This is a genomic window from Ruminococcus sp. AM31-15AC, assembly GCF_003462045.1.
GTDB lineage: Bacteria > Bacillota > Clostridia > Oscillospirales > Ruminococcaceae > Hominimerdicola > Hominimerdicola aceti.
Window position 1 is genome coordinate 1 of sequence record NZ_QTYG01000027.1, and the last position, 25,366, is coordinate 25,366.

The 25,366-nt window shown below is 44.9% G+C and carries 19 protein-coding genes and 1 pseudogene; 3 read left to right on the forward strand and 17 right to left on the reverse strand.

Annotation, left to right across the window (positions count from 1 at the left end; translation table 11 throughout):
- Positions 1-631, forward strand: a 631-nt coding sequence (locus DW793_RS14630) for a hypothetical protein (RefSeq protein WP_181988327.1), incomplete at its 5' end; no start/stop codon positions are given.
- Between the two features lie 94 nt (positions 632-725).
- Here the strand turns inward: DW793_RS14630 and mgtE are convergent.
- Together mgtE and cls are read right to left on the reverse strand one after the other, a co-directional pair.
- The gene (gene mgtE, locus DW793_RS08720) at positions 726-2,156 is read right to left on the reverse strand and encodes a magnesium transporter (protein ID WP_118157650.1); all 1,431 of its coding nucleotides are present in this window, start codon (positions 2,154-2,156) and stop codon (positions 726-728) included.
- A gap of 291 nt (positions 2,157-2,447) precedes the next feature.
- Positions 2,448-3,977, reverse strand: a complete 1,530-nt coding sequence (gene cls / locus DW793_RS08725; protein ID WP_252969788.1) for a cardiolipin synthase — start codon at positions 3,975-3,977, stop codon at positions 2,448-2,450.
- 219 nt (positions 3,978-4,196) lie between these two features.
- Here cls and bsh point away from each other — a divergent pair, with 219 nt between their 5' ends.
- Entirely contained in the window at positions 4,197-5,171 is a 975-nt protein-coding gene (gene bsh, locus DW793_RS08730; protein WP_118157651.1) for a choloylglycine hydrolase, read from the forward strand.
- Between the two features lie 37 nt (positions 5,172-5,208).
- Here the strand turns inward: bsh and DW793_RS15410 are convergent, their stop codons facing one another.
- The 3 genes from DW793_RS15410 to DW793_RS08740 are packed head-to-tail and all read right to left on the reverse strand — an operon-like array spanning position 5,209 to position 11,706.
- On the reverse strand, positions 5,209-6,318 hold the full coding sequence (locus DW793_RS15410) for a hypothetical protein (RefSeq protein WP_252969790.1): 1,110 nt from the start codon (positions 6,316-6,318) through the stop codon (positions 5,209-5,211).
- A complete protein-coding gene (locus tag DW793_RS08735; protein ID WP_252969791.1) occupies positions 6,270-8,693 on the reverse strand; it encodes a sugar-binding domain-containing protein in 2,424 nt (807 codons plus the stop codon). Before DW793_RS08735 ends, DW793_RS15410 begins: the two co-directional genes overlap by 49 nt.
- A gap of 10 nt (positions 8,694-8,703) precedes the next feature.
- Complete coding sequence (locus DW793_RS08740) at positions 8,704-11,706, reverse strand: glycoside hydrolase family 2 TIM barrel-domain containing protein (RefSeq protein ID WP_118157652.1); 3,003 nt, start codon at positions 11,704-11,706, stop codon at positions 8,704-8,706.
- A 294-nt stretch (positions 11,707-12,000) separates the two neighbouring features.
- Between DW793_RS08740 and DW793_RS08745 the strand changes: the two genes are divergently transcribed.
- Positions 12,001-12,630, forward strand: a complete 630-nt coding sequence (locus tag DW793_RS08745) for a helix-turn-helix transcriptional regulator (protein ID WP_252969797.1) — start codon at positions 12,001-12,003, stop codon at positions 12,628-12,630.
- A 49-nt stretch (positions 12,631-12,679) separates the two neighbouring features.
- On the opposite strand, the gene DW793_RS08750 is transcribed toward DW793_RS08745, so the two are convergent.
- The 12 genes and pseudogenes from DW793_RS08750 to murF form a co-directional block, all read right to left on the reverse strand.
- On the reverse strand, positions 12,680-12,958 hold the full coding sequence (locus tag DW793_RS08750) for a zinc-ribbon domain containing protein (protein ID WP_022288363.1): 279 nt from the start codon (positions 12,956-12,958) through the stop codon (positions 12,680-12,682).
- A gap of 98 nt (positions 12,959-13,056) precedes the next feature.
- Positions 13,057-13,617, reverse strand: coding sequence for a sigma-70 family RNA polymerase sigma factor (locus DW793_RS08755; protein ID WP_046440300.1), 561 nt, complete (start codon positions 13,615-13,617; stop codon positions 13,057-13,059).
- A 236-nt stretch (positions 13,618-13,853) separates the two neighbouring features.
- Positions 13,854-14,410: pseudogene (locus DW793_RS08760) on the reverse strand (FumA C-terminus/TtdB family hydratase beta subunit).
- Positions 14,411-14,419: 9 nt separating this feature from the next.
- Positions 14,420-15,409 carry a hypothetical protein gene (locus tag DW793_RS08765; RefSeq protein ID WP_022288360.1) on the reverse strand — a complete coding sequence of 330 codons (990 nt, stop codon included), beginning with the start codon at positions 15,407-15,409 and terminating at the stop codon, positions 14,420-14,422.
- Positions 15,410-15,728: 319 nt separating this feature from the next.
- Positions 15,729-16,859 carry a cell division protein FtsZ gene (gene ftsZ, locus DW793_RS08770; RefSeq protein ID WP_022288359.1) on the reverse strand — a complete coding sequence of 377 codons (1,131 nt, stop codon included), beginning with the start codon at positions 16,857-16,859 and terminating at the stop codon, positions 15,729-15,731.
- A gap of 255 nt (positions 16,860-17,114) precedes the next feature.
- Positions 17,115-18,149, reverse strand: a complete 1,035-nt coding sequence (locus DW793_RS08775; RefSeq protein WP_118157653.1) for a cell division protein FtsQ/DivIB — start codon at positions 18,147-18,149, stop codon at positions 17,115-17,117.
- Between the two features lie 85 nt (positions 18,150-18,234).
- Positions 18,235-19,494 carry a UDP-N-acetylglucosamine 1-carboxyvinyltransferase gene (gene murA, locus DW793_RS08780; protein ID WP_118157654.1) on the reverse strand — a complete coding sequence of 420 codons (1,260 nt, stop codon included), beginning with the start codon at positions 19,492-19,494 and terminating at the stop codon, positions 18,235-18,237.
- Between the two features lie 61 nt (positions 19,495-19,555).
- On the reverse strand, positions 19,556-20,461 hold the full coding sequence (locus DW793_RS08785; RefSeq protein WP_118157655.1) for a hypothetical protein: 906 nt from the start codon (positions 20,459-20,461) through the stop codon (positions 19,556-19,558).
- A gap of 28 nt (positions 20,462-20,489) precedes the next feature.
- A complete protein-coding gene (gene murG / locus DW793_RS08790) occupies positions 20,490-21,617 on the reverse strand; it encodes an undecaprenyldiphospho-muramoylpentapeptide beta-N-acetylglucosaminyltransferase (RefSeq protein WP_118157656.1) in 1,128 nt (375 codons plus the stop codon).
- A 15-nt stretch (positions 21,618-21,632) separates the two neighbouring features.
- A complete protein-coding gene (locus DW793_RS08795) occupies positions 21,633-22,859 on the reverse strand; it encodes an FtsW/RodA/SpoVE family cell cycle protein (RefSeq protein ID WP_117863108.1) in 1,227 nt (408 codons plus the stop codon).
- A gap of 24 nt (positions 22,860-22,883) precedes the next feature.
- A complete protein-coding gene (locus tag DW793_RS08800) occupies positions 22,884-23,927 on the reverse strand; it encodes a hypothetical protein (RefSeq protein ID WP_118157657.1) in 1,044 nt (347 codons plus the stop codon).
- A complete protein-coding gene (murF, locus tag DW793_RS08805) occupies positions 23,924-25,285 on the reverse strand; it encodes a UDP-N-acetylmuramoyl-tripeptide--D-alanyl-D-alanine ligase (protein ID WP_118157658.1) in 1,362 nt (453 codons plus the stop codon). Before murF ends, DW793_RS08800 begins: the two co-directional genes overlap by 4 nt.
- Between the last annotated feature and the right edge of the window lie 81 nt (positions 25,286-25,366).

Below are 25,366 nucleotides of genomic sequence, written 5' to 3' on the forward strand. Positions count from 1 at the left end.
AATATATGAGAATATTGTTGTTCCTACACTTTATACATTATTTACAGTGATTGTAATTACGATTGCTATAGGATTAGTATTGAATATAAATAACAACCCTTTAGGCTGTTTGGTATTAGCAAACATATTAATATCCGCTATTTTCTTTGTAACGTATGGTTCACTCTTGCTTGATGACGATAAAGTTTTCTTATCATCATCTTTAGTAAAAATACTTGTTATTCTAGAATTTGTCGCCGCTACAACCGTTGAGTATAATCAGAAATTCGGCAATGCTTTTGCCCTTTTTGTAAATGTATGTTTCTTTATAACAACAGTTGTTTCAGCACATCTAAACAATGTAAAAAACATTACTCGTATCTTAAACAAAAAGAGCAAATTGCGTGGTTATAATATGATCATGTCTTTCGTAAAATCACAAAATGGTGAACTTTTGTCAGATGAAAAACTGGTATCTTTCATTTACTTTTTCAACCATAAGATCTATGGCATTTATCAATTCAAAAAAATTGAGAATAACAAATTAGTTTTGGTCAAAGAAATAAGGAAGTCATACTATGATTCAATAATCGATCAAAAAAAGGTCTTTTCAGAAATTGAAGAAAACTCCAAATGCAAAATTATTCAATAAGATAGGCATTACCTTGAATCTAATAGCCAAACCTGAAAAAGCCAACCGCACCCAAACGGATGCGATCGGCTTTTTTATCTTATTCTATTTTTTTCTACCCCAGCTTCAAAACATTCAGCAGGAATATCCAGCTAGTTCCATAGTAAGCCACAACTGCCACCAGATCGTTCAGCGTGGTTATCATGGGGCCTGACGCAACGGCAGGGTCTATCTTTATTTTCTTGAAGAAAAGCGGTGTGAGCGTTCCCACTGCACTGGATACTATTATGGCAAGTATAAGTGAAATGCCTATACAGCCCGACATTGCAAAGGAGTATATCAGCCCCTTTCCCTTGAAGAAGAAAATATACAGCCCCACTGCTATGAACGACAGCACGCCTATAAGAGTGCCGTTTAGAAGTCCAACTCGCATTTCTTTTGACACAAGGTGAAGCTTCTGCTTTGCAGTAAGGCTTCCGTCTGTAAGCACACGGATAGTCACTGCAAGGGATTGTGTACCAACATTTCCTGCCATGTCAAGTATCAGCGATTGAAACGCCACAATAAGAGTGAGCTGTGCAACAACTTTCTCAAACGCTCCCACCACTGTTGACACCACCATGCCAAGTCCCAACAGCACAAGGAGCCACGGCAATCTCTTTTTCACACTCTGCAACACAGGCTCGTTAAGATCCTCCTCTGCAGAAAGACCACCAAGCTTTGCATAATCCTCGCCCATTTCATCATCTGATGCCTCGATGATGTTTTGCGCTGTGATAACTCCCAGCAGCCTGTTTGAATCGTCAAGCACAGGTATGATATACTCTGAATAATCCTTCAGCTTTTCGATACAATCGGCAGTCTGCTCGTTGGCGTAAACATACGGGAAAGAAGTTGCCGTTATGCTCTCAAGCTCCACCTCGCTGTCAGCCGTGATAAGATCCTTCAGATCTATAGCTCCGCTGAAAACCTTATTTTCGTCCACCACAAACAACGTTGAGATGTTGTCATTTCTTCTCGCCTGACTAACAAGAGCATTCATTGCCTGCTTTACAGTCATGTCCTCATCAATGATAATGCAGTTTGTAGTCATTCTGCTTCCTATCTCATCATCATCAAAAGAAGCGATAAGCTTTAGTTCACTGCGCACATCAGGTGCAACAGCGTCTATAATAAGGCTTCTCCTGTCCTTGTCCGTTTCAGACAGAATGTTCACCGCTGTATCAGTGTCAAGCTCCGATATAAGCTCCGAAGCCTTGTGGATATCCATTTCTCTCAGATACTCCCCTGCCTGCTTTTCGTCAAGATATTCAAATATCTCCGACAGCATTTCAAGACTGCACACACGGTAGAATTTCTTTCTGTTAAGAACAGAAAACGTACTTATTACCTCTGCGATATCACTGCCATGATAATCGTCAAGCTTGTTCATCATGGCTTTCGGGGAATCATTGCTGTTGATGACAGCGGTTATCTCGTCGCAGTGAATGTTCTTTACTGCGTCCTCGTTTAAAATTACATTTTTGTTCAGTTCATCTTTCTTCATTTGCTTGTCCTCCGTTTCATTTTTTTATGACGTGAGGGACAAACAGGCATAAAAATGCCCGTGCATGACAGGTCACACACGGGCAGATATATCAGATCACAACGAATAAAACGGCACCGCAAAGCGAAGCCCGTCGGCTGTGTTCACATATATACATAATCGCCCATTAGACCCGCAACTGTCGCAGTTTGCCACTTTATTCACCTCCGTATTATCTTAGTCCTTTGATATTATACCATTTTAGCAAAGATCTATCAACACCCAAAATCTTATTTTAATATTAAAAAGCTGTTAAAGCAATGGTGCAAATATCCTTAGCACGCCGTCAATGAGCCGTCCAAAGAAACCACGCTTTGTGTCCTCAAGCGTGCGCTGTTTGCACTTGCTCTGAGTGTCCAGAATATCCGCCTTGAAAGTCTTTATTATAGACGAATCATAGAATATAGAACTGCACTCAAAATGCAAAAACAGACTTCTATAGTCAAGATTTACCGAACCAAGCACCGCAAGCTTGTCATCGCATATACAGCCCTTTGCGTGAACAAACCCAGGGGTGTATTCATATATCTTCACTCCTGCCTCGATAAGCTGACGGTAATAGCTCCTTGAAAGCCTGAAAACCACCTTTTTGTCAGCGATACCGGGCATTATAATGCGCACGTCAACCCCACGTTTAGCCGCCCTTATGAAAGCGTCAAAAAGGCTGTCACCAAGCATAAGATACGGTGTGTAGAACCACACATAATCGCTTGCGGCATAGAGCATCTCAGAAAAAAACGTGTTGCTCACATTTTCGTCCACCATAGGGGAATCATAATAAGGCAAAACATAGCCGTCGCCGCCATTGCCCTCTTTTTCAAAGCTCTCCCCAACAAGGTCATGAGGTATCATGTCATTTGAAAAAGCGTTCCAGAACTCCATAAACATATAGGTGTAGCTTTTTACGCCCTCGCCTGTTATCTTAAAGCCGATATCTTTCCAGTGACCATATTTCGAGCCTATGTTTATATACTCGTCCGAAAGATTTATTCCGCCGCTGTATGCAACTCTGCCGTCCACCACCATTATTTTTCTGTGGTCACGGTTGTTGAGCTGTGATTTTATAAAAAGGAACGGATTGAAAGGCACACATTTTATACCTTCCTCACCAAGCTTCAAAGCGTCTGCAAGAGAATATGTTGCGATACTTCCAAGGTCGTCATACATTATCCTGACGTCAACGCCCTGAGCCGCCTTTCTCGCCATTATATCCACCACAGTGTTAAGGAACTTGCCGTTTTGCAAAATAAAATACTCCGCAAAAATATATTTCTCAGCCTTTTCAAGCTCCTTGCACATATCAGCGAACATTTCCTCGCCCACGGAAAAATATTCTGCGCTGTCAAGCTTCACCATAGGAAAACCCGTTGCGTCGCTTATTCTTTTCACCGATTGAGCAAGTCTTTTGTCCTCACGCCTAAGCTCCCCTATGCACTTTTCTCCGTCAGGAAGCTCATAGTCCATGTGAAGCCTTGCCTTTGTGATATTCTTTTCAAGCTTTTTCGCAGTATTGTTATTGCCGAAAATTATATACATAACTGCACCAAGCACAGGAAAAGTAAGTATCACAATAAGCCAAAGGGTCTTGTAGCTGCTCTCCTCACGCTTTGTGTTGATATAAAGCACAAACAGAAATGACAGCACAGTAAGCACGATGCTCAAAAGCCCTGCCGCCTTGCTGAGCCATTTAAGTATGAGAAGATACCACAAAAACTGCATCGCCACAGGAACTATCACCGCCACCACTCTGCCTGCTATTTTCTTTACATTGTTCCACGTCAACTCCGTTTCGCTCCTTTCATTTATCATCTTAGGACAACAAAACACTATCATTATGCGATGTTACCATTATTATAACAATTTTTTTAACATAAGTCAACGCCATTGATTTTATTATTAAAAAGTGTTATATTAAATATGAGATATGTCCTGCGGATAGCTTTGTCAGCCGGTGGGCGAACTGTCCGCCCCTACGAAAATAATATAATTGGAGGTAACAAAATGTGTACTGCGGCAACTTATAAAACGAACGATTTTTACTTTGGAAGAACTCTTGACTATGAAAGCTCCTACGGTGAGGAAATAGTCATAATGCCAAGAAACTTTCCCCTTAACTTTGTTAATATGGGCAGGATAGCTACCCATTATGCGGTAATAGGCACTGCTCATGTTGCTAAGGATTATCCTCTTTTCTATGACGCCGCCAACGAAAAAGGTCTTGCCATGGCAGGTCTTAACTTTGTTGGCAATGCCTTTTACCGTGATGATATAGACGGCAAGGACAATGTTGCACAATTCGAGTTTATCCCGTGGATACTCTGTCAGTGTGCAAACGTGACAGAAGCAAGGTCGCTTATAGAAAAGATAAACATAACCAAAACTCAGTTCAGCCCACAAATGCCGTCAGGTCAGCTCCATTGGATAATAGCAGACAAGAACGATTGTATCGTAGTGGAATCTGTAAAAGAAGGCATAAAGGTCTATGACGATCCCGTGGGAGTGCTGACGAACAATCCTCCTTTTGATATGCAGATGTTCAGACTAAACGATTTCCGTGGACTTTCTCCAAAACAGCCTGAAAACACTTTTTCAGACAAGCTTGACCTTACTTCCTACAGCCGTGGCATGGGTGCAATGGGACTACCGGGCGACCTGTCATCACAATCAAGATTTATAAGAGCAGCATTTGTGAAAATGAACTCACGCTCAGGTGCAGACGAGCAGGACAGTGTGAGCCAGTTTTTCCACATCTTAAACTCAGTTGACCAGCAAAGAGGCTGCTGCGGGGTGGCAGAGGGCAAGTATGAGATAACCATTTACACAAGCTGCTGCAATACTGACAAGGGCATTTACTATTACACCACCTACAACGGACATCAGATATCCGCTGTTGATATGCACAAAGAAGGCCTTGACTCCGCCAAGCTTATAGCCTACCCTATGATAACCAACGAGATAATAAACTTTCAGAACTAGCAAACGCTCCGTACAAAATCTGTACGGAGCGTTTTTATTACTCAAATCTGAAATATTCAAAGTCAAAGTTGCTTCCCGGCAGGAACGCAAATGAAACCTTCTGTTTGCCGCTGATACCTGAGATATCAAAGCTCTTCTGGGCATAATTTTCGCTGTCATCTGTTCTGAACTCACAGAGTATTCGGTTTTCGCCCTCGCTGCCGTTCAAAATAAGATGTATGCTGTTGAGGGAAAGCGGTGACTTTCCGCTTATAACGAGCCTGCTCGGCTGCTTTTTAGAGAAATCGAACTCACCGAAATCAAGCATAACATTGTTGCCTATCTCAGTCACGCACTTTTCGCCCTTTGTGAACTTGTCACCATAAATGTTGTCAGCATCAGTCGCATTATTCACCGCAAATTCACGGCTCTCCTTTTCAAAGTTAAAACCGCCCACTTGGAAACCGTCCTCAGTAAGGATACAAAGGGTCTCAATACCCTTGAGCTTTCTTGAAAGCTTGAAGGTTTCAGGCTTGAATATCATCCACTCAGGCTCTTTGTGATAACTAAACGTGCCAAGAAGCTTTCCGCTCTCATCAGGTATTCCGTCATAGAAGCTTATTTTAACAGGGTCAAGGGTGTTCGCCCATATCTGCACCGTAACAGTGTCAGAGCCTGCACTGCCGAAGTCAAGGTTGTCATATGCCGCCCATGATGTTACCCTGCCCATTGCAAAGCCTACACCCTTCTTCATGCCGCTTGAAACGTTGTCGCTCGCCCTTGTGAAAAGTCCGCCGATAACGAACTGATATGGGTCGGTAAGTGCGCTTCCAAGACCCCGTGCAGTGAATTTGAGCACAGAAATGATGTGATAACGATCAGTGCCGTTTTTGCACATTGCACGAAGCCAGAAGCTTCCGTCGCCCTTTGCTTTCACCCTTACACCGTCTGCTGTTACATCGCATTCTGCAAGATTAGATGTTATACCCTTTTCATTTGTTACCCTGAACTCTATATTCTCAGCATAATCCGAATTGGCAGGGAGTGCCTTATATTTTACTGTTATCTCAGGGTTATCCTTGTCAAGAGTAAGAGTATCAGTATAAAGCTCTATTTTTCTCACCGGTATCTCGTCTGTTCTTCCGCACTCGGCAGGAGCAAAGCCCACGTTTTCAAGTGATGATGTGCCGCTGTCATATTCTGCCTCAACAGCATCAAGGTAACAACACAGTCTGGCAGACCCTTTGATGTAAGCGTTACCCTTATCTCCCCTGTCTTGTCTGTTGAGCCAATAACAGCAAGCATTTTTCCTGAGAAAAGCCTGCGTGATGTGCCTTTATACTGGTCATAGTCAGTGCTGTCGCCGTTATCAAGACCCATAAGCCTTGCCGCACCCTCAACGCTTACGTTCACACGATTATTGGCATTTGCACAGAAAGTGCCGTCCTTGTCAAATGCGGATATTTCAATATAAACAAGGTCAGAGCCGTCTGCAAGTATCTCTGTCTTGTCAGGGACAGCTTCTATTCTAACAGCGTCCCCGAATGAACGCTGTATATCCTCTGCGATGATATTTCCGTTCTCGTCATATGCAACAGCTTTAAGCTCGCCCTTTTCATATGGTATGATATAGTTCGCTGTCAGCTCCTTGCCGTGCTTGTGGTCGATATCATATGCACCCATTGAAACGCCGTCCTTGAAAAGCTCAACTCTCGGAGCATTTGAGCAAACTCTCACGTCACAAGGAAGTCCGTCGCTGAAATCCCAGTATGGGAAAATATGCACGAACGGGTCGTCCTTATAGTCTGTCCACTCTGCACGGAAAACATAGGCACTGTCCTTTGCAAAGCCTGCTGTGTCGAACTGACCGAAGTATGAGTTTTTTGTGCTGTATGGAGTAGGCTCGCCTATGTAGTCAAAGCCTGTCCAAATGAACTGACCTGCACAGTATTCAGCGTCACGGTCAGGGATAATGCAAGCCTCAGTGTTCTTTGCGCCCCAGCCTGTACAGCTGTTGCCCAAAGATGAACACTGCTCGTCATCGTCAGTTAGCAGCGTTTCAGACAGCGGGAAATGATAAATTCCACGGCTCTGAACAACAGAAGCCGTTTCACTGCCGTATATCATCCAGTCAGGATGTTTTGCGTGGTGCTCGTCATAAAGCCTCTCGCCGTAGTTATAGCCTGCAAGCTTGAGGATATCAGCGCATTTCTGACCGTTCTCCCACTGCATATAGTTAGAGCCGAATGTGACATAGCCGTTGCCATCAGGGTCATGAAGTTTCACAAGCCTTTTGAGCCAAGCCGTTACCTCCTGACCTCTCTCGTCAGCGTGAGTGTCAAAAATCTCATTTCCCACACTCCAGCCTATGATAGAAGGGCGGTTTCTGTCACGGCGCACCCATGAAGCAACGTCCTTTTCTACCCACTCATCAAAAAATCTAGCATAGTCATAGTCGGTCTTTGACCTCTCCCACATATCAAAGCCCTCAGAGAGAATGAGCATACCTGTTTCGTCAGCGATGTCCATAAACTCCTCCGCAGGCATATTGTGAGAGGTCCTGATAGCGTTGATTCCCATTTTGCGTAGCTTTTTAAATCTTCTCCTTATAGCCGCAGGGTTGGAAACTGCCCCAAGACAGCCGTTGTCATGGTGTTCGCATGAGCCGTGGAGCTTAACGTGTCTGCCATTGAGATAAAAACCGCTGTCGCACTTGAATTTGATAGTCCTGAAGCCGAATTTCTGACTTACACGCTGTACACAGCTGCCGTCCACAAGAATTTCAGACACCATAGTGTAAAGCACAGGCGTGGCGATATCCCAAAGCTCAGGGTCTTTCACTGTCATGGTCTGAGCGGTGAGAGAATAGCTCACGCCTTTCACACGCACCGCCTCAGGTATGCAGGAAATATCCGCCCCACAAGCGTCAGACTCATAGCTTGCCACCTCTTTGCCGTTCTTGTCAAAAATAGTGTTCTTGATGCGGATTCCCCCAAGAGGAGTACCCACAGGACGAAGCATTTCAGCATTGACAGTTACAAGCCAGCCGTCCTCCTGCTTTGACGTGGTGATATAAATGCCGTCATTGCCGAAACGTATCTCAGGGCTTTCGCAAAGCCAAACCTTTCTGAAAATGCCCGCTCCTGAATACCATCTGGAGTTTGGCGAGTGGTGATCCACACGGACAGTAATAATGTTCTCTCCGTCCTTAACAAGGTCGGTGATATCGAACATAAACGCCGAGTAGCCGTATTTCCACTCCCCTGCCAAAGCACCGTTCACATACACCTTGCTGTCCATGTAAACTCCGTCAAAGCGGATAAAAGTGCGTATGTCCTCTTTCTTTTGGTAAGAAAAATTCTTTCTGTACCAGCCTGTAGAAGTTTCATATAGGTCGTTGGTATCATAAATAAGCCAATCGTGAGGAATGTCCACAGGCTTGAAAGCAAAGTCCTCTGAATAGTCAGAGCCGAAAGCCGCCTTGTAAAATTCCCAATCGTTGCAAAAAAGCTTTCTGTCTGAGTATGTTTCACAGATATCCATAAAAACTCCTTTATATTTTACTTATCTGAATATGAAAATGTGCGTTTATCAAAGGCTTTTCAAGCTGATATTTCTCCGCAAGCCTTGGTCCGCAGGAGTTAGAACCTACCCCTGCCATTGCATAGTCAACGCAGATAACATTGCTCTCGCACCTTTCAAGCTCATAGTTATGAGCCTTTGCCGCAAGCTCCTCCTGCGTGAACTGAGAAGCGTTGAATGAAAACTCCTTGTCAGTGGTAAACTTCACCTTAGTGTCCCCACCGCACACAGTGAGATATCGACAGCCATAGTGGGATGAATTTTCCTGCGGTCTTATATAGTCCTCGTGCATATCCCCGATATCAGCCGCAAATTTGCCAATATAGCAAGCCTGACGCTTGTCAATGTAGCTTTCTGTAGGACCATATCCGAAATATTCCGCCCTTGAAAAATCTTTTGGCATGAATAGCCTTATACCGAACCTTGGAAGCATATCTATCTTATTTGAAAACTCCGCGTCGCATTTTATGTCAAGCCCACTGCCGTCAATAACATAAACAGCTTTCAGCCTGCAAAACGGCTGTTGTATGGACCAGCCAAAAGACTGTGTGACGCTTATCTCCGCTCTGTTCTCGCTCGCTGAAAGCTCACAGCCGTAGCTTTTCACATCAAAGTCATTAAGATGCACCTTGTACCAATTGTACTTCATAACATCATTATCAGTAGGCGCACGGAAGAAGTTATACTGCAAAGGTCTGTCAAGAAGCTCTCTGCCGCCAAATTTCACAGAAACAAACGCCGACTTACGCTTGTCAAAGCGGTAAACAACATCTCCCACTGTCACAGTGATATCAAGAGGCGTTTCCACAGCCTCAACATTTCCTTTCACCTCAGCGACCTTACAAGCCTTGCCCTCTGCTATCCTAAGCTGATCAAAGCACACCTCATAGCCATTTTCACAATAGTCAGTGTCCTCCTTTGCGGTGAAAATAAACCTTATGAATGTTTCATTTTCATACTCCGCTGTATCATTGGGAACATTCACCACAGTGCTTCCCATAGGCTCGATGTCAAAATCCACTCTGCCGATATGTATAATACCATTTTTGTCCGTTATCTCATATCTGCAATCGAGAATATCCCCGGCGTTCACAAACTCCAGCGTGCTTGAAAAAACAAAGCTTCCCTCGCTTTCCCCTTTTGTTACTCGCACAGGTCTGTATACCTGCTTTACCTCAAGCAGTCCCGTGTGGGGCGTTCTGTCAGGATAAACAAGACCGTCCATGCAGAAATTGCTGTCATTGTGCCTTTCCCCGAAATCTCCGCCGTAGCCGTATTTTATCTTACCCTCAGCCGTCTTACCAAGCGGTACAGAATGGTCGCACCACTCCCACACAAAGCCGCCGCAGAAACGCTCATTGGAATAGAACACATTGTGATAATCCTCCAGATCACCAGGGCCATTTCCCATGGCGTGGCAGTATTCACACTGCACAAGAGGTCTGTTTTCCTCAGGCTTTTCAAAATAGCCTTTCAGCCCGTTTAAATCCCAGTACATACCCGAAACTACGTCAAGCACGCTGTCTGAAGTTCCGTCAAGGCAGTGTGTGCTTTCATAATGCACAAGCCTTGTATCATCAAGCCTCTTTATAAGCTCAGCTTCATCAAGCATATTTTTGCCATATCCGCTCTCATTACCCAGCGACCAGAACACCACACAAGGGCGGTTGATGTCACGCTTTACAAGACATTCCGCACGATCTTTTATGGCATTGCCAAACCTCTCGTCAGAGGCAAGCATCGCAATGCCGTTGTAATCTGAATAGTCCCACTTGTAGTCATAATAGACCTCCACACAGCCGTGTGACTCCAGATCCGCTTCGTCAATAACATAAAGCCCCAGTCTGTCGCAAAGCTGATAAAACACAGGGGAATTAGGATAATGCGACGTTCTCACAGCGTTTATGTTGTGCTTCTTCATAAGCACAAGGTCAGCTCTCATCTGCTCATAAGAAGCATAATATCCCGTGTCAGGATAGCTGTCATGACGATTTACACCCTTGAACTTCACTGCCCTGCCGTTTATCTTAACAACGCCCTTATCCACCTTTACATCTCTGAAACCAACCTCCTCGCCGATAACCTCGTCGCCTGCATTGATAGTAAGCCTGTAAAGATAAGGTGTTTCAGCACTCCAAAGCTTGACATTCTCTAACTTTATCTCAACGTTCTCACCGTCATAAGCCGAAAACTGAGCCATTGTAACACCATCATCATCGCAAAGCTTTGCAAAAACATCACAGCCGAATACCGTAAACTCCAGCCTTGCAGAGCCATTTTCACCGAGAACAGTTTTCACGATATAATTTTCAAGACGCATTTTCGGTCTTGACAGCACATAAACATCTCTGAAAATTCCCGAAAGCCTTATCTTGTCCTGATCTTCAAGATAAGTTCCGTCGCACCATTTCAGCACAGCGGCAGTAATGATATTCCTGCCCTCAGCGAGATATGGCGTGATATCAAACTCAGCCGTAGCGTGAGAAACCTGTGAATATCCCACAAAGCTGTCGTTCACATACAAATAGACACAGCTATCCACGCCCTCGAACACAAGCACCCTGTCCATGCCGTCAGGGGAATGATCATATTCACGCTGATAAACTCCCACAGGTATATCGTCAGGCACAAAAGGCGGGTCAAATGGTATCGGATAGCACACGTTCGTATACTGCGGCTTGTCATAGCCGTAAAGCTGCCAGTTTGACGGCACCGGGATAGTGTTCTCAAACTTTTCGTGAATAAAATCGTCCTCTAGGTCTATTATGCTGTCATAATAACGAAAACCCCAGTTGCCGTTTAAAAGCTCCATTCGCTGAGAATTTTTACGGTCCTCAAAAGGATCCTGCCCCTTTGCAAACGGCACAAAATAGCAGTGTTTGTCAAGCGTGCCAATGTGCAGTGCCTGAGTATCCTCATGATATATCATTTTCGATCTTGGCAAATTTTCCGCCGCAAGCTTTAAAATATCCATAGCTGTTCTCCTTTACAAGTTTATAAATTACTGTAATTATTTTATCAGCTATTGACAGGCAAGTCAATGAATGATATTATTAATTTATAACAATATGAATATGGAGTTGATATTTTTGTTCTTTGCCGATTATCCTATCCTGGGAAACGAAAAGTCCCTGCCGCTATATCTGCAAAATATGGGTCAGCAGCACTGTCAGGATCACCTTATAAGACCCGAGGCTATCACTATGACCAGATACTCTACTGCACCAAAGGCAGCGGCACGCTTATCTTTGAGAATAAAGCCATTCCCATACCACATGATACTGCCATATTCATACCCGCTGAGACGCCCCACGAATACTATCCAGAAGAGGATATATGGGATATCCACTGGATAGTCCCCTGCGGATATGCCGCCAAGGATATCCTTACCCAGTTCGGCCTTACCGAGCTTAAAACCTTTCACCTCAGCGACACAAAAATGCTCGAGCATATTTTCCGCAAAATGCACAATGCTCTGCGAACCGACAGTATTTTCGGCAATTACAAAGCCTCTGGCTATTTGTATGATTTTCTTATGGAGTTTTACCGCCTTATCGCATACAAAGACCCTGCCACGTCAGTATCCTCCGCCCTTATGAAAGCACTGGACTACATAAACTACAACTATTTTTCCCCTATCACAATGGACGAGCTTTGCAGTGTGTCAGGAGTAACTAAACAGCACCTTTGTCTGCTTTTTCGCAAAAAGCTCAGTATGCGTCCAATGGAATACATCGCAAAACGTCGTATCCAAGAAGCCAAAGCCCTGCTCACCGGTACAGAAAAAAGCATCGAGCAGGTAGCCGAGGAAACAGGCTTTTGCTCAGAAAGCTATTTTTGCAAGCTTTTCAAAAGATACGAGGGAATGACCCCCTCCGCTTTCCGCCAGATCAAATAACCACAAACAAAAAAAGAGCCGCCCAAAGGCAGCTCAATTATGCAGAAAATTAGCCCTGCTCCTTCATCTTAGCGAAACACTCGCTGCAGTAAACAGGTCTGTCCTCTCTTGGCTTGAAAGGAATAACAGCCTCGCCGCCGCAAGAAGCACAAGTTGCTGTATAAGTCTGTCTTTCAGACTTTGTAGCAGCCTTTCTTGCATCTCTGCAAGCTTTACATCTCTGTGGCTCATTTACGAAACCTTTCTCAGCATAGAACTCCTGCTCGCCTGCTGTGAAAACGAACTCGTTTCCGCACTCCTTACATACTAATGTCTTGTCTTCGTACATGGTTCTTACCTCATTACATAAAATTGTGCCTAGTCGGATTTGCACCGACACCTTTGAATAAACAACGCTCTGCTATTAAGCTATACGGCCCCATATTCCTATCTCAACAGTGATCTCAATTTCCGTCTGACTCTCTGCATTGCATTGTCTACCGCCTTTTCTGACGTGCCCAAGCCTAATGCTATCTGATTGTATGACATTCCTCTCAAAAACGATTGAAATACCTGCCATTCCTGCTCCGAAAGTGCAGAAGTGATCTTATCATAAAGCTCATTCAGCTCCTCACGCTCCACTACGACCTCCTCAGGTACAGTGCCACCACCGCCAAGAATAGCCTCAAGGTCAGCTTCTTCGCCGCCTGAAAGAAGTGCATTTCTGTGAACAGACGAAATGATCTTATTTTTTATACATTTTGTAGCGTAAGTTGAAAACTTCGCATTTTTGTCTTCACGATAGGTCCTGACCGCACCCAGAAGCCCCATAAGCCCCTCTTGGACAAGATCCTCGTGAACCTCGGCGCCATATTTTTTTGCCAGAAACTCCACCGTACAGATATATCTCGCAATAAGCTCACCGATAGCCGTTTTGTCACTCTGTGCATTTAGCACAAGCTGCTCATCTGAAAGCTTTTTCTGCTGATCCTGCCGATCGCCTCTCAAAAAATACCGCCCACCTAATCGTAGAAATTACCGCAAAGCCCCATTCTGACGCCACTGCGTAATGTTATAATACCATTTTAGACCATAAAAGTCAAGAGAATTGACGAAATCCGCCGTCCCTGTGAAAATATTTGTAACATACCACAGTTTTAAGAATGTATTCTTGTGATTTTCAACAAACAAAAAGTCAGCCGTGTCGAAATACACGGCTGACCGCAATTTACGCAACTTTGATGTTATACACGGCAGTATTTTGCTCTGCCATCGCTGAAAATATCCCCTCCGTGGCAATCGTCAGCCACAACAAGAGGAAAATCCTCAACGTAAAGTTTTTCACAGATTCACAGCCCAGCTCCTCAAAAGCCACTACCTCGCAAGACTTTATGCAGTTGCAGGCAAGTGCGCCCGCACCGCCTATAGCACAGAGATAGACCGCACCATTTCTTATCACGGCGTCCCTTACCTCTTGTGATCTCTCGCCCTTGCCGATCATTCCGCCCAATCCAAGATCAAGCAGCCTCGGAGCAAACCTGTCCATTCTTCCTGAAGTGGTCGGTCCGCATGAACCGATAGGCTTTCCCTCAGGTGCAGGAGTAGGTCCGGCATAGTAGATAACAGCGTCTTTCAAAGGGATAGGAAGTTCCTTTCCCTCGTCAAGCAAAGCATTGAATCTTTTATGTGCAGCGTCCCTTGCAGTATACACAACGCCCGAAAGCAATATCTTGTCACCGCATTTAAGCTCTCCGCTCACCGCTTTAAGCTCCTCGGAACGCACCTTTCTTATTTCCGACATGACAAACTATTATTCAGCGTCATCATCGCTTACAAGAGAAAGACCATCGTCAATAAGATCTCTTGCAGTGTTTACAGCACCGATACTATTGCCATACAGATCGTTAAGTGATGTAACGAGCTGCTGAACAGTTTCGCTCAGACTTGTGAACTGTGTCTTAACAGACTCTCTCAGATCAGCAGACTGTGCTCTGATATTCTTAGCTTCGTTCTTAGCGTCGCTTACTACCTTTGCAGCCTCAGCATTTGCCTTTGATGTTACGTCAGCGGCTTCTGCGTTAGCCTTTGATGTAACAGCCTCTGCCTCTGCATTAGCCTTAGAAGTTACCTCGGCAGCCTGCTTGTTTGCAGCACTTGTAACAGCTTCAGCCTCCTGCTTAGCGGCAGCTGTCATTGCGGCAGCGCTTGACTTAGCAGTCTGAAGTGTAGTATCAGCCTCTGTCTGAGCATTTGTAACAAGCTTCTGTGCCTGTGCGTTTGCGTCAGCAAGAACCTGATCCTGAAGCTGCTTAGCTTCATCTTCCATCTGCTTAGCTGCCTTCTTAGCTTCCTGAACGACCTTATTAGCTGTGTTCTGAGCTTCCATGAACACGCTTCCAAGATCGAATGCAGGAGTGGCTGTGCCGGCATTAGCCTCAGCAGTTTCGAGCTTCTCTTTAAGATCCTCGATCTCCTGCTTCTGCTTTTCAAGCTCAGCGTCCTTTTCAGTTACCTGCTGCTCATAGTCAGCGATACGAACCTTCATTGTATCAGTATTAGCCATAAGCTCGGCTATCTTGTTTTTAGCCTCTTCTACCTTTTTCTCAAGTTCCTTCTTGCCCTCGAAGTCCTGCTTCTGAGCGCCGCCCTGCTTCTCAAGACGTTCGATAGTTTCGTTCTGGTCATTGACCTGAGCCTCAAGAGTATAAATTTTAGAAGTAAGGTCGTCTACATAAGCAAGAACGTCCTGCTTATCAAATCCGCCGACTCTAACCGTTCTTAAATAACCATTACTAGCCATTTCAATCCCTCCACATTAGTGATTATCTCTATTATACAATAAACCACGTTATTTTTCAACTGATTTAAGCCGTTTTCAAAAATTTCATTATTCCATACAAAATAGCAACTGAAATTTATACAAAATGTCTTAAAATCATATTTATCACAGAATAATTATATCAAATTTTCCGTAAGATTTCAAGTGCTTTTGCGAAAAATTTTCAATATCATGATAATTTTCTGAGAATACGAAAATCTCTTTAATTATGTAAACGTTTTCCGACTTTGGTTCAAACAAGGCGGACAGCGTAAACGCCGATCCGCCTTTGAAAGCATTATTACTTGTTCTTGAAGATATTGAAGATATCGTCGTAATAATTTGGATTATCAGCAGCCTTAACGCCAGCCTTGTGCATCGCTTCAGCATCAGCCTTTGCGTCGTCAGCCTTCTGAGTAAAATTTGCAGTATATGTTGTCGCAGCCTTTGGTGCAGCAGCCTCAGGAACGTCATCTCTGTCAACAAAGTCAGCAGCGATAACAGTAACGTCCATAGCGTCCTTGGTATCAGGATTTGTACCGTTACCGAAGATGATCTCAACGTTATCATCAGCAGCGTCAGCAATAGCAGCTGTAAGCTCGTCCATATCACTGATAAGGAGATCCTCGCTCATTGTAACGTTTACGATAAGTCTTCTTGCACCCTTGATAGAAGTTTCAAGCAGATCAGAAGAAATTACCTGATTGATGATATCCTGTACCTTATCCTTGCCCTCGCCATGACCGATAGCAATATGCGCTCTGCCTGCACCCTTAAGAATAGTAGTAACGTCAGCGAAGTCAACGTTGATCTCATCATGTCTTGTAATGATCTCAGCGATAGCGATAACGTCTGTCTTAAGAACTTCATCAGCGATAGCGTAAGACTGCTTCATAGTGAGGCGCATCTCGTTTGTGATAAGGTTCTGGTTAGGGATAACGATAAGAGCGTCAACGTGCTTGATAAGAGCCTCGATACCCTTTTCTGCTCTCTCCATCTTCTTTGCGCCCTCAAATTTGAAAGGCTTTGTAACAACTGCAATAGTGAGCTTGTCAAGTGACTGTGCGATCTCAGCAACTACAGGTGCAGCACCGGTACCGGTTCCACCGCCCATACCTGCTGTGATGAATACCATATCAGCGTCCTTGATAGCGTTCTCGATCTCGTCCTTGCTTTCCTGAGCGGAAGCCTCGCCGATCTCAGGCTTTGCACCTGCGCCCAGACCGTGAGTAAGCTTCTCACCTATCTGGATCTGTGTGTGTGCAGCTGACTTATGCAGTGCCTGGATATCAGTATTAACAGCGATATATTCAACATTTCCCTCGATACCGGCCTGTGCGATACAGTTAAGTGCGTTTCCACCGCCGCCACCGACACCGATTACCTTGATCTTTGCGCCTACGACTGGCTCTTCAACATACTCGTAACCCATAATAGAACTCCTCCTAAAAGCGAATTTTCATACTTCTCCGTATTTTTACATATCAATTTATCAAATCAAAAATAAAATGCAAAAAAGCCTATGTGCCGAATATGCACATAAATAGATACAATAATATATTATCATACTTTTGTCAAAAAGTAAAGAACTTAAATGAAACCATTATAAATTTTTTATTAATTATCAATAAAACGACTGATTTTTCAGTTTCATTTGTGTATACTATACAATTAGTTATCCTGACCCCTACCAATCTGTGTTCGTCTGATCGTCCACATAGCCGTTGTCAGCATATCCATTGTCGGTATAGCCCTGATCGCCGCCGTTATCATATTCCCAGTCGGTGTTTCCGTTCTCGTTTGTCCACTGATCTGTGCCTGCATTGTCAGCATCATCATTGCCGTCCCATGCGTTGGTATCGTCGCTGTAGCCTTGGCTATCGTCCCCTGACCATGAGTTATCACTGTCCCATGTGTTGCCGTCATCAATATTAGTATCAGCCGATACCGCACTGCTGCTGTCATCTGGCTTTGCAGAGCTTGTGTCGTCAGGTTTTGACGACTCGTCCTGCGATTTCGGAATAGCCGAAATGCCGCTGTCAGCACCATTGTAAATAAGAGTACCCTCGTAATCGTCAGTAATGCTCTTGTCAATTACCGCCTTAAGATATGTAAGCTTGTATTCCATATCCACTGAGCTTCCAAGCTTTATTTCAAGCCTGCCGTCATACATAAGCTTAATATCCGAACGGGTGGTGAGGTCAATAGAGTCTATATTTTTAAATTTCAGGTCATGAAGATCATTCAGAAGCTCTTTAAGGATATCCGCCTTAAACGAATCCTCAGAAGCAAGCTTGTCGCCCTGACTAAGGCTTTTAAGCTCAAAGCCCTTTATAACAGGTATATCCCCTGTCGGAGCAGGATTTTTCGTTTCAAGTATCTTTCCCGAAGTAGACAGCACATAGTATGAATTTTTATACTCGATATCAGCCGCCTTTTCGGCCTCTGTGCAGGTTATAACAAGTGTTGACGGAAATTTCTTTGTGACCTTGACATCATCAAGATACACAAGAGTATCTTTCAAACGCTTTTCAACTATATCCGTATTCGTCCTCACAAGGTTCTGTCCCGTTGAAACGCCGCCCACGCCAAGGATCTGATCCTGCTCGTAAAGGGTAACGCCCTCTATTTTTATCTCCGACACATTAAAAAACAAAAACATACTCAGCACCAGCAGCAGCGCCGCAGCCGCAAAAAATCCGGCAACATACACATTGCGCATATTCACTGTCTGCGACGTGCCGCAGGCGCTGTGAGTTCATTCTGTTTTCCTTGTAAGTTCCGTTCATTTTACTCTTTCCTAACTGCTAGTAATTTACACGTTTTATGTTTCCGCCCAGAAGCGTAAAAGCATTTTCAATGCAGTCATAGCCCCTGTCCATAAGCTTTATATTAGTGAGAGATGTTTCTCCCTCTGCCGAAAGCGCCGCCACAGCCAACGCCGCACCGCCTCTAAGGTCAGGCGCACGGACTTTTGCTCCGTAAAGCTCCTTCACGCCCTCGATAACAGCCACTTTTCCCTCTGTCTTTATATCCGCACCCATTCTCACAAGCTCGTCAACATGGCGGTAGCGGTTTTCAAAAATATTTTCCACCACCACACTGGTGCCTTTTGCCTTAGCAAGTGCCGCCGTGACTATCGCCTGAGCGTCCGTAGGAAATCCCGGGTAAGGCATAGTCCTCACCGTCCGCACAGCTTTTAGCTGTTTAGGCGCTTTTATAAATATCCTGTCCTCATATAGAAATACCTGACAGCCCATTTGCTCAAATATAGGTATGACCGCACGGATATCCCCTGCCCTTGCCCCAAGCAGACCTATCTCACCGCCCGTTGCCGCCGCCGCGCTCATAAAAGTCGCCGCAACTATCCTGTCGGGCATGACAGAGTATTCACAGCCGTGTAGCTTTTCCACACCGCTTATTGTTATCGTTCCGCCCCCTGCGCCGCTTATCTTTGCACCGCAGCAGTTCAGAAAGTCCGCAAGATCGCATATCTCAGGCTCTCTTGCCGCATTGTATATCACCGTGTCGCCCTTTGCCAGAACAGCCGCAAGCATGATGTTCTCAGTCGCTCCCACAGAGGGGAACGAAAGGTCTATCCTAGCCCCTCTGAGCCCTCTCGGGCAGGTGCAGCTAAGCACGCCATACTCCTCGTTTATCCTGACGCCCATTTTTCTAAGTGCGCACAGGTGCATATCTATAGGTCTCGGACCAAGCTCACACCCTCCCGGGAATGACAGCCTGCATTCACCTGTTCTTCCAAGAACAGCTCCCAGAAAAACGATAGACGAACGCATCTCTCTCATAAGCTCATCTGGTACAAAGGCCTTTACAGCGCCCCTTGCGTCCACAGTAACACAGCCGTCCTCACGGCTGCACCTTGCCCCAAGCACCGACAGAATGCGACAAGCCGCAAATACGTCCGAAAGTGCAGGACAGTTATGTAGCCTGATCTCTCCGTTTATAAGAACACACCCTGCCAGCAGCGGCAGAGCTGCGTTTTTTGCTCCCTGAACGGTTATCTCTCCGTTCAGCCTGCTTCCTCCCTGAATGATAAGCCGTTGCATAAGCGTCGCTCCTTTTAAGGTTTTGACTTATCTTATGCAGGACCGCCCATATAGGTTAAAGCTATTTGTTGATATATATCTCTGTAGCGTTTGAAACAGGCATAAAAGTAGGCAAACAAGGCAGATAGAAGTCCTTGCCTATCTTCTTTTTCATATCCTTAGTTGAAAGTATCATGCCGGTAACACAATCGTCAAACGTACTATCGTCCATATCAGTGATATTCACAAGTATCCTTACAGTGACCTCCTTGCTGGAAAACGGAGGAACAGTGTCGCCTATGACCTCGCCGTCACTGTTTGTTGTAACGCTGGTCGCATAGCATACCGCATTGTCATATTCTGAAGAAACATGGCTGATCTCATACTGCGGTATCTTTATCTCAAAAGGAGACGGGTTTTTGATATTGAACACTATATCTGCAAAACGGTAGCTTGAACTCAACTCAGAACCAAAAGCTTCTTCGTTGTATACAGAATAATTTGACAGAGCATATGTTTTAAAATCCGTCATACCCATTGTTTTGAACACGTTGTCGTCATATCTCACCACGCTCTTGTCTGCGTCGTTGAAAAACAGCGGTGGGAAGAAGAACACCATAAGCACAAGCACAATAATAACAGCCACAACTGTCTTTATTATCTTGCCGCGCTTTACATATGAATCTCCCACCTTTACTCCCTTGCTAAGACCTGTCGCCGCCTGCGCAGGCATAGCCGCAGCGTCCTCAAGGAAATCGTCCTCATCGTCCTCTTCCTTGTGCTTGGTAGGGTCATCGTAAGTCTTTGTGGCACGGTCGAACTCCCCTGCCTTGTTGAACTTTTCTCCGTCAAAAATCTCGTCGGCGGTGCGGTTCACTCCGCTGCCCTTGAACTTTTTATCTGACAGCTTTTTTATCTTGTCAACATCAGGCACTTCAATGCTGTCCATTGAAGCCCTCTTGTTATACTGTCTGTAATTCTTATCCATTATTTTATCCCCTTAAATTTTGCGTTCCTTATCCCTTAATAAGTGGCTCTAAAGCCTTGAATATCCTGTCCTCAGTATCGGCAACATGAAGCTTTGCAGCGTTTTCCGAGCACTGTCTGAGCTTCTCAGGATCTTCTATAAGCCCCTTTACAGTATCGATAAAAAGCTTTTCCGTCAAGTCTTTTTCTTCGATAACAAAGCCTGCTCCTGCGTTTTGCAATACCATGCCGTTGTAATACTGATGATTTTCAGCCACCATAGGCGACGGGATAAGCACAGAAGCTCTGCCCATTGCTTCAAGCTCCGCCAGCGAAGCTGCTCCGCACCTTGATATAACAAGGTCAGCCGCAGCCATTGCCACAGGCATATTGATATAATCCTTTATGATACGTCTGCTGTTGTTGATATCTATACCCATAGCCCTGAGCTTTTCAGGATAGTCCTTATATCCCTGATAAGTGCCGTAGGAATGTATATGACAGACCTTAACATCATTGTCCTGATACCATTTCAAAAGCTTTGCGATATTCTCATTAAGCACTCTCGCACCCAGACTTCCGCCTGTTGAAAGCACACATATTTCATTTTCATCAAAGCCAAGCTGTTTTTTAGCCTCCGACTTTGACATGGTGTTGAAAGCTCCCCTTACAGGCAGACCTGTAACCACCGTCTTAGCATTTTCGGGCATATACTTTTCTGCCTCTTTCACAGTGAGCATAACAACGTCTGCAGACTTTGCAAGTATCTTGTTTGTCACGCCCGGAAAAGCGTTCTGCTCGTGAATAGCAGTCTTTATGCCCATTTTAGCGGCTTTTCTAACTATAGGTCCTGAAACATAGCCTCCGGTTCCTATAACAAGATCAGGCTTTGCTTCCTTTATTATCTTCTTTGCAGTGCTTCCTGACTTTACAAGACACTCTGCCGCATGGATATTTCTTTTGAGATTTACCCAGTTAGGCTTTCTCTGAAAGCCCTCTATCTTTATAGGATAGAACTTATATCCTGCCGCAGGCACGAGCCTAGCTTCAAGCTTTTCAGGATTTCCCGCAAAGCTTATCTCAGCGTCAGGATAATGTTTTTTTATGATCTCCGCAATGGCAAGAGCAGGATTTACATGACCTGCCGTGCCTCCGCCTGCAAGTAAAACTCTGAGCATAGAACTAATACCTCTTTATTTTTTTTTGATGCACTGACGTGAAACGTTGAGCATGATACCCATTTCTGCAAGCTGTATCATCAGTGCAGTACCGCCGTAGCTGAAAAACGGCAGTGAAATACCCGTGTTAGGGAAAGCGTTGCAGGCTACCATAATGTTGAAAAGTGCCTGCGAGCCTATCTGTATTGTTATACCAGCCGCAAGAAGCATACCAAAACGATCCTTGCTCCTTGAAGCAATCATGAAGCCCTCGATTATAAAAAGCACAAACAGCAGTACCACTACCATTGCACCCACGAAGCCAAGCTCCTCGCAGATAATAGCGAAAACGAAGTCGTTTTGCGACTCAGGCAGATAGTATTTTTGCCTTGACTCTCCAAATCCAAGACCGAACCAGCCGCCCGAGCCTATAGACAATAGAGATTCATAGGTCTGGAAGGTCTTTCCGCTAGGGTCGGATTCAGGATTTTTCCAGCTCTGTATACGATCTGAAATATAAGAAAAGCCTGAGCCTGACGCCATTTTATATATCAGCAGCAGCACCCCGAAAACAGCACACACACCGATAAATTTCCAGAAGGTCTTTTTTGGCATACCGCTTATGAACATCATAGACACTCCCATGATACCCACCAGCATAACAGCCGACATATGCCTCTGAAAAATAAGCACCAGCGCCACCGCGCCCATTATCACAGTAAACGGTATAATACAGAATTTCCAATCCTTGAACTTAGGATAATTCACCGACATTATGTATGCAAAAATAATAATGAACGTTACCTTCAGAAGCTCCGACGGCTGAAAGCTGATCGGACCTATTTGTATCCAACGCTTTGCACCGGCAACGTCTATTCCGAAAAGAGCTGTATAAAACGTAAGAAGATATGTGGCGATAAACGCAATATATGCTATCTTAGTGTTCTGAAAGAAGTGATAATCAAGATAGCTGGTGGCAAACATCAGAAGAAGACCAAGTCCGGCAGACTTGAGCTGGCTCACCAGATAATAATATCCATCGTTATATTCACTCAGCCCCCACGCATAGCTTGCAGAAAACATCATCAGGAGTCCGAATACAAGCAATACCATTACTAGAATAAAAAACGGCTTGTCTATCTCCGTAAGTATAAATCTGAATCTATGCTTTCTTTTTGCCTGTGCCACAGGTTGTTTAAGAGGAACGTGACTATTATACACTATGCTTCCGTCACGCTCACGTCTAGGACCTCTTATAGCCAAACAAACAACCTCCCAACAAAATCTCTATATGAAAAACTTTCCCGAATATATCAAAAACGCTATCGCCGCCGCAGCCCCTGCCACAGATATCACAGCGAATATCCCGATCACGGTGTGATCCCCATGACCCTTTTTCTGCAAATGCTCATGAAGCGTGTAACCTTTCATAAGCAGCTTTTTTCTTCTCTTAAACACGATATACTGCAAAAGCCCGCAAGCTCCGTCAACGACCACCGCCGCACCTGCCGGCAGGAAAACGAAATATTCTCCCGAAAGCAGCACCGCCATAGTCATAAGACCACCAAGCGCCAGCGCACCAGACTCGCCCAAATAAAGCTTCGCAGGACTGCACCCCCAAAAGAGAAAGCCTCCTGCCGCACCCATTGTGCAAACAGCAAAAAGCCGAGCGGCGTCAGAACCTGCCCCTGCCGCAAGACCACTTGACAACCCTGCTGAAAATATCAAAGCCGTTACAGCACACAGCCCGTCAGTACCCGTGTCGGTCTTACCGCCTGCGCAATCGTGTATCTTCACCATGTTTATCCCCACTGTCATAAGCAGCGGAAAAAGCGGATAAAAAAGCCTGCCGAACTGCACATAGCCCAAGTGAAAAGGCATAAGCACAGCCGTCTGCACCCCTCCGCAGTATCTAAGCCCCACGCATACACCAAGACATATAAGATACTCCATACATATCTTGTAAAAAGGCTTCATGCCTATGCCAAGCTTTTTCTCCTTAACATAGTCCTCCGAAAGCCCGATAGTCGTGAGCATCAAAACTCCGCCCAGAGCGATAAACACACGCCTTGAAAACTCTCCGTTCTCAAAACTCAGCACCGCCTGTGAGTCATAAAATATAACTCCCGTAACAATGCCGAATATAACGCAGAGCATTATGACAACTCCGCCGAATTTCGGCTCAGAGCCGTCCTTTGCGAACCTGTCGCCTATATAAAAATCGAATTTGCCTGTTTTTATCCTGCGGAAATATGGTATGAACACTCTGCCGAGAACATATCCCAGCACCATTTCACACCCCAGTATCACCGCCTGCACGCTCCAACTCATTTTGTCAGTGCATTGAACACTTCTTCAAGCTTCATTCCTCTGCTTCCCTTGAAAAGCACAGCGTCGCCCTTTGCAACTACCTCTTTCAAAGCCGCCGCAAGGTCATCTCTGCTTTCAAAGTGCCTGCAATTTTCCTTTGCGAAGCCCTTTTTCTCAGCACCCTCTATATAGCACTTTGAGTCCTCGCCAAAGCAGTAAAGCAGGTCAGCCTTTGAAGCCGCAACATACTCTCCCACATTTCTGTGATAGGTCTTTGAGTTCTTGCCAAGCTCCAGCATATCTCCAAGCACGCAAATGCGCTTGCCCTCCGCCTGTGCCTGTGAAAGCACCGAAAGGCTCGCTTTCATTGAGTCAGGCGCAGCATTGTAGCAGTCAACTATATATGTAACTCCGTCAATGACGGTAACATTCTGTCTTAAACCCTCCGGTTTGAACTGAGCAATGCCATTTACAATATCCTCAGGAGAAATATCAAGCGCAAGACCCACACAGAACGCCGCAAGAGCGTTCTTTACATTATGCTCGCCCAAGCAGTTTATCTGGGCGGCTATCTTTCCGCCCTCATAGTTTATAGTAAATGTTATGCTGTTGTCAACAGTCTTAACACCGCTTGCATAAACATCGCAGTCCTTCTTTGATACAGAATAGTAATAAACCTTTCTGTCAGAATGTAACTGCACCCCTGCAAGCAATTTATCATCACGGCAAAGTATCAGCGGAGCGTCATAAGCCGCACCGTCAAGTATCTCAAGCTTCGCCTTGAGAATGTTTTCCTGCGTGCCGAGATTTTCAATATGTGAAATGCCGATGTTTGTTATAACAGCCACGTCAGGCTGACATGACATTGACATTCTCGATATCTCCCCCTGATGTGACATACCCATTTCGATAACAGCCGCCTCATAGCTGCTGTCAAGACCGAAAAGCGTCTGCGGCATACCTATCTCATTGTTGTGGTTGCCCTGAGTTTTCAGCGTCTTGTATTTCTGCGCCACAACAAGGGCTATCATATCCTTAGTGGTGGTCTTTCCCACGCTTCCTGTTACGCCAACTACCTTAACATCGAATTTAGACCTGTAATACCCCGCAATGTCGAGCAATGCCCTTGCAGTGGAGTCAACTATCATACATCTTGCACCCTCCACAGGTCTTTCCGTAACAACAGCCTCCGCACCAAGCTCCATAGCCTTTGCGGCAAAGTTGTGTCCGTCAAAATTCTCACCCTTTAGTGCAATAAAAAGCGAGCCTGGCTTTATTGTTCTCGTATCGGTGGAGATATCGGAAATTTCAACGTCAGCAGGATAGCCGTAGCTTCCGTGAACCGCCGATATTATCTCCTGTAAGCTTAATTTTTCCATTTTAATTCTTATCCGCCAATTTCTCGGCAGTATCTCCTTTCCCTTTTCTTATAAATATATATCTATTTTCATTCATCGCCG

What these genes read in the sequence shown, in the direction of transcription:
- mgtE (WP_118157650.1), bottom strand. Translation starts at nt 2,156, where the DNA reads ATGAAGAAAGATGAACTGAACAAAAATGTAATTTTAAACGAGGACGCA.
- bsh (WP_118157651.1), top strand. Translation starts at nt 4,197, where the DNA reads ATGTGTACTGCGGCAACTTATAAAACGAACGATTTTTACTTTGGAAGA.
- DW793_RS08735 (WP_252969791.1), bottom strand. Translation starts at nt 8,693, where the DNA reads ATGGATATCTGTGAAACATACTCAGACAGAAAGCTTTTTTGCAACGAT.
- DW793_RS08740 (WP_118157652.1), bottom strand. Translation starts at nt 11,706, where the DNA reads ATGGATATTTTAAAGCTTGCGGCGGAAAATTTGCCAAGATCGAAAATG.
- DW793_RS08750 (WP_022288363.1), bottom strand. Translation starts at nt 12,958, where the DNA reads ATGTACGAAGACAAGACATTAGTATGTAAGGAGTGCGGAAACGAGTTC.
- DW793_RS08765 (WP_022288360.1), bottom strand. Translation starts at nt 15,409, where the DNA reads ATGGCTAGTAATGGTTATTTAAGAACGGTTAGAGTCGGCGGATTTGAT.
- ftsZ (WP_022288359.1), bottom strand. Translation starts at nt 16,859, where the DNA reads ATGGGTTACGAGTATGTTGAAGAGCCAGTCGTAGGCGCAAAGATCAAG.
- DW793_RS08775 (WP_118157653.1), bottom strand. Translation starts at nt 18,149, where the DNA reads ATGCGCAATGTGTATGTTGCCGGATTTTTTGCGGCTGCGGCGCTGCTG.
- murA (WP_118157654.1), bottom strand. Translation starts at nt 19,494, where the DNA reads ATGCAACGGCTTATCATTCAGGGAGGAAGCAGGCTGAACGGAGAGATA.
- DW793_RS08785 (WP_118157655.1), bottom strand. Translation starts at nt 20,461, where the DNA reads ATGGATAAGAATTACAGACAGTATAACAAGAGGGCTTCAATGGACAGC.
- murG (WP_118157656.1), bottom strand. Translation starts at nt 21,617, where the DNA reads ATGCTCAGAGTTTTACTTGCAGGCGGAGGCACGGCAGGTCATGTAAAT.
- DW793_RS08800 (WP_118157657.1), bottom strand. Translation starts at nt 23,927, where the DNA reads ATGAGTTGGAGCGTGCAGGCGGTGATACTGGGGTGTGAAATGGTGCTG.
- murF (WP_118157658.1), bottom strand. Translation starts at nt 25,285, where the DNA reads ATGGAAAAATTAAGCTTACAGGAGATAATATCGGCGGTTCACGGAAGC.